We start from the raw sequence: 4,997 nt of genomic DNA, 5'->3' as shown, positions 1-4,997 counted from the left end.
ATTTTTGCAAAGATATTAGTGTAATATTTTTTTCCTTCAGCATTCAATCTGATAGAAATTCCAAAGTGAGTAAAATCGCCAACAATATTTTCTTTATGAGAAGGACTGTTTAACCAAGCATCTAAGGCAGCTTGTGGAGTATTGTAATTATAAGCAATATTTTCGCTCACCGTTTTAGCACCCACGACTTTCATAATATCTTCTGAACGAGCTACAAAATCGTTATGATTAACCACGTTATTTGCGATCATATAGTTGTCATGTTGCTCAGATTTAACAGAAATATAGTTAATGGGTTGCAATTCTTTTAAACCAACACTAACCCTATAAGAGTTTATCAAATCCATTGCTTCTATTTCAGTAGAAGTATAAGTATAACTTACGGCTTTAAGATTAGATGCAGCAGGTACAGGTGCTTCTGTATCGTTTGTTGAACAAGAGTTCATTGTGAATACAATTGCAACTAGCAATAGTACACTAAGTAATTTTGCTTTCATGATATTAGGTTGTTAAGTTTAAAGTAGATTGTGGGGCAAACTGCTTTATGTTATTATATTTATGAACTTATTTTTTTAATTCTTATATAAATTTACAACTTTTATCGTTTAAAATACAAATAAAATCGATGAAATACACAATTATATTTTAATAATATATAGATTTCCTACAAATTTTAAAATTAATTTTTTTCAAAACTCAATAGACAGTGAGTGCAATAAAAAAACGGATTTTTATATTTATATCAGCAAAAATCCGTTTAATCTGTGTCATCCGTGTGGCTTTGTTGAGTTATTAGTCCGCTTAGCGGACAGTCATATCTACTTTTTATAAATATTGTCGCTTACTTGGATTTCAAGCAAGAAAGAATAAAAAAAAATCGGATGATTATCATCCAATAAAAACATCTAAACCTAAATGAATTATGGTGTGCCGATGTAACTCTATTTTAGGATTAACTATAAAACTGTAAACTTATTTCAGGACGAGACACACATATACCACACGAAAGGATTCGTGCAGCGGAGGGAAAAATTAAAAATCTAAAACTTCAACAATCTAAGTACTTTTTCAAATTGTTCAGACTTAGAAATATTTGAGTTATCTAACTCTAGAGCATCATCTGCTTTAATAAGAGGAGAATCGTCTCGATGAGTATCAATATAGTCACGTTCTTGTACATTTTTAAGTACTTCGTCAAAACTAACATTATCTCCTTTTTGAATAAGTTCCTTATAACGCCTTTCTGCCCGAGTAGTAGCACTTGCAGTCATAAATATTTTAATATCAGCATCAGGAAAAACAACTGTACCAATGTCTCTTCCATCCATCACAATGCCTTTATTTTTTCCCATTTCCTTTTGCTGTTCAACAAGTTTTGATCGCACTTCAGGTATTTCAGCCACTTTGCTCACATAATTAGAAACTTCTAGAGTTCGAATTTCCTTTTCAATATTTACATCATTTAAATACATTTCGGCAAAACCTATATCTGAATTAAATTTGAACACCAATTTGATGTAATCTAAACTTTTAATTAGTAATTCTTTGTCAAAAAAATCTTTTCCAATATATTCATTTTGCATTGCATAAAAAGTAACAGCACGATACATAGCTCCAGTATCTACATAAACATATCCTAAGTGCTTAGCTAATTCTTTTGCCAAGGTACTTTTACCCGTAGAAGAAAATCCGTCAATTGCTATTGTAATTTTTTTCAAAATCTAAAAATTTAAAGTTATAACAAATTATTCCTGAAAGTTGATAGTCAAGCCAAACAAGCTTGTGTTTCCTGCCAAAGTATATTTTGAATAGGAATAATTAAATTTTAGTTTATTCAATTTGAGTCCAAAACCAAGAGATATTCCAGAAAAATTTCGTTGATCCAAAATTAGTAATTCTTTTGCACGTCTAAAATTATATCCCAATCTTAAATTGAAGGCTCTTTTAGGAAAAAGCTCCACCCCAAAAATTGCGTGTTGCATTGCATTACCAAAAACTGATGTTTTCTTCTGATTCGAATTACCATCTAGCGAGGTTTGAGCTTGGTTTGGATTGGCAAATGAAATATTCCATTGTTGTAAATTATCTAAGGTAAGATGCCATCGAATTGGGACATTTTCTAATTCTTGAGAAACACCTGCCATTATTTCAAGAGGCAATTTTTCATTTAAACCTGAATAGGTTGTAAACTGTGTTCCTATATTTCTAATTACAAAAGCCCAATTGACATCGTTTGCTTCATCTATAAAAAGGGCACCAAGATCAATTGCACCACCATAAGAACTGTAACTTTCTAGAGTGGAGGAAATCAGCTTTGCATTGGCTCCTAAAAAGAGATTCGAATTAGGAACATTATAGGCATATCCAAAAGAAAGTGCCGTTTCACTTCCCGAAAATTGAGATGTAGGCTGACCGTTTTCGTCATAACCCTCAAATTTTCCATAATTCACATAATTGATACCCGCTTGAAAAGTTTGTAAATGACGGTCATACGTATAAGCATAAGAGGCTGTACCATAAGCAACTTCTCCAAAATAACTACCATAATTTAAAGCCAAATGATTATCCATATCGGCATTAATTGTTGCAGGATTAAAATTAGCTTGGTTAACATCGTCATCATAAATGGTAATTGTTTTTCCTCCCAAAGCAGCTTGTCGTGGCGATGTTACCATATTTAAAAACTGATATACATACTTACCTCCTATTTGACTGTAAGACATAGTACAAACCGAAAATAAAAAGAATAATAAAAGTTTTTTTTGCATATTTATAATTGATATTCTGTAAAGTAAAACGCAATTGCGAAGATAAAATTATAATGGCATAATTTCCTGTTTTAACTTTCGAAGTTTTGAAGTAAATTAACATTAAACAAAAATTCCATCCCGAATCATCAGGATGGAATTATCTTATGAAATATAAACACTAAAGTACTTTTGCGTTTTTTACTTTTTGATCTGTGATAGCAATTTTCAAAACTTCGTTCATTTCCTTTACATAATGAAAAGTAAGACCTTCTATATATTCAGGTTTTATTTCATCAATATCACTTTTGTTTTCGTGGCACAATATAATTTCCTTGATGTTAGCTCTTTTAGCTGCTAAAATCTTTTCTTTTATTCCGCCCACAGGCAATACTTTCCCACGTAAAGTGATTTCTCCTGTCATTGCTAGTCCTTTTTTCACTCTCTTTTGGGTAAGAACAGAAACCAAGGAAGTCAACATAGCAATTCCTGCACTTGGTCCATCTTTTGGAGTTGCTCCTTCCGGAACGTGCAAATGAATATTGTATTTTGATAAAACTTCTGGATTGATTCCCACAAGTGCTGCATTTGCTTTAATATATTCTAAAGCAATGGTTGCAGATTCTTTCATCACTGTACCAAGATTTCCTGTGATGGTCATTGCTCCTTTTCCAGCAGAAATCAAGGATTCAATAAAGAGGATATCTCCACCAACACTTGTCCAAGCCAATCCAGTAACAACTCCAGCAACATCATTGCTTTCGTATTTATCTCTTTCTAATCTTGGAACCCCAAGAACTTTCACAATATCTTCGTCAGTAACTTTCTTGTTGTACTCCTCCTCCATCGCAATTGATTTGGCAGCATTTCGAATTACTTGCGCAATTTTTGCTTCTAAACCTCGAACGCCAGATTCACGAGTATAACCTTCGACGATTTTTTCCAATTGTTTTTTTCCAATGCTTAAATCTTTGGTAGTCAAACCGTGTTCTTTCAATTGTCGTGGAAACAAGTGCTGACGAGCAATTTCTACCTTTTCTTCGATAGTATAACCCGACATTCTAATAACTTCCATTCTATCTCTCAACGCAGGTTGAATTTCGGCCATATTATTTGACGTGGCAATGAACATTACTTTCGATAAATCGTAACCCATTTCAAGGAAATTATCGTAAAATGAATTGTTCTGCTCTGGATCTAAAACCTCTAACAAAGCTGATGAAGGATCACCTTGGTGGCTATTGGATAATTTATCGATTTCATCCAAAACAAAAACTGGATTTGATGTTCCAGCCTTTTTCAAACTTTGAATAATTCGTCCCGGCATTGCGCCAATGTAGGTTTTACGATGTCCTCGAATTTCTGCTTCGTCACGCAAACCTCCTAATGATATTCTCACATATTCTCTTCCTAAAGCTTCGGCAACTGATTTACCAATAGATGTTTTACCAACTCCCGGAGGTCCTGTCAAACAAATAATTGGCGATTTCATATCATTTCGCAATTTTAAAACTGCGAGATGTTCGATCATTCTTTTCTTGACATCTTCTAATCCAAAGTGGTCTCTGTCAAGAATTTTTTGAGCGCGTTTCAAATCGAAATTATCTTTGGAATATTCGTTCCAAGGCAATTCTAAAAACAAGTCCAAATAATTTCTTTGAATACCAAAATCAGGTGCTTGCGGATTCATTCTACGCATTTTCCCCAATTCTTTTTCAAAATGTTGTTGGGTTTTGGCGTCCCATTTTTTGGTTTTAGCCTTTTGGCTCATTTCGTCCATTTCTTCTTCTTGTGAAGCACCACCCAATTCTTCTTGAATGGTTTTCATTTGCTGATGAAGGAAATATTCACGTTGCTGTTGGTCTAAATCAAAACGTACTTTAGATTGAATGTCATTTTTCAATTCGAGTTTTTGCAACTCTAAATTCATATAACGAAGCGTTTCTAGCGCACGTTCTTTCAATGCATTGATTGATAATAAATCTTGTTTTTCCTGAACAGACAAACTCATATTGGAAGTAACAAAATTGATTAAAAACGATTGGCTTTCAATATTTTTGATAGCAAACGTTGCCTCAGTAGGAATGTTTGGACTTTCTTTTATAATTTGAATGGCCAATTCTTTGATTGAATCAAGTATGGCTAAGAATTCCGTATCTTGTTTTCCAGGTCTCTTTTCTGCAACTTCTATAATATTCGCAGTGATATATGGCGTTTCCGAAATTACTGAATCTATTCGGAAACGTTTTT

Annotated in this window: 4 protein-coding genes; all 4 read right to left on the bottom strand. The window is 33.2% G+C overall.

The window, feature by feature from the left end; genetic code table 11:
- On the bottom strand, window positions 1-497 hold a 497-nt coding region (locus tag PHC28_RS15510; protein WP_300102705.1), incomplete at its 3' end, for a CAP domain-containing protein.
- Between the two features lie 543 nt (window positions 498-1,040).
- Window positions 1,041-1,718, bottom strand: a complete 678-nt coding sequence (cmk, locus tag PHC28_RS15505) for a (d)CMP kinase (RefSeq protein WP_300102702.1) — start codon at window positions 1,716-1,718, stop codon at window positions 1,041-1,043.
- Window positions 1,719-1,745: 27 nt separating this feature from the next.
- On the bottom strand, window positions 1,746-2,768 hold the full coding sequence (gene porQ / locus PHC28_RS15500) for a type IX secretion system protein PorQ (RefSeq protein ID WP_300102699.1): 1,023 nt from the start codon (window positions 2,766-2,768) through the stop codon (window positions 1,746-1,748).
- Window positions 2,769-2,928: 160 nt separating this feature from the next.
- The coding region (gene lon / locus PHC28_RS15495; protein WP_300102696.1) for an endopeptidase La at window positions 2,929-4,997 on the bottom strand (2,069 nt) is incomplete at its 5' end.

It is taken from the genome of Flavobacterium sp. (genome assembly GCF_028712645.1).
Taxonomy (GTDB): domain Bacteria; phylum Bacteroidota; class Bacteroidia; order Flavobacteriales; family Flavobacteriaceae; genus Flavobacterium.
The sequence above is the reverse complement of the archived record's forward strand: the minus strand, read 5'-3'. Positions and strand labels throughout refer to the sequence as shown.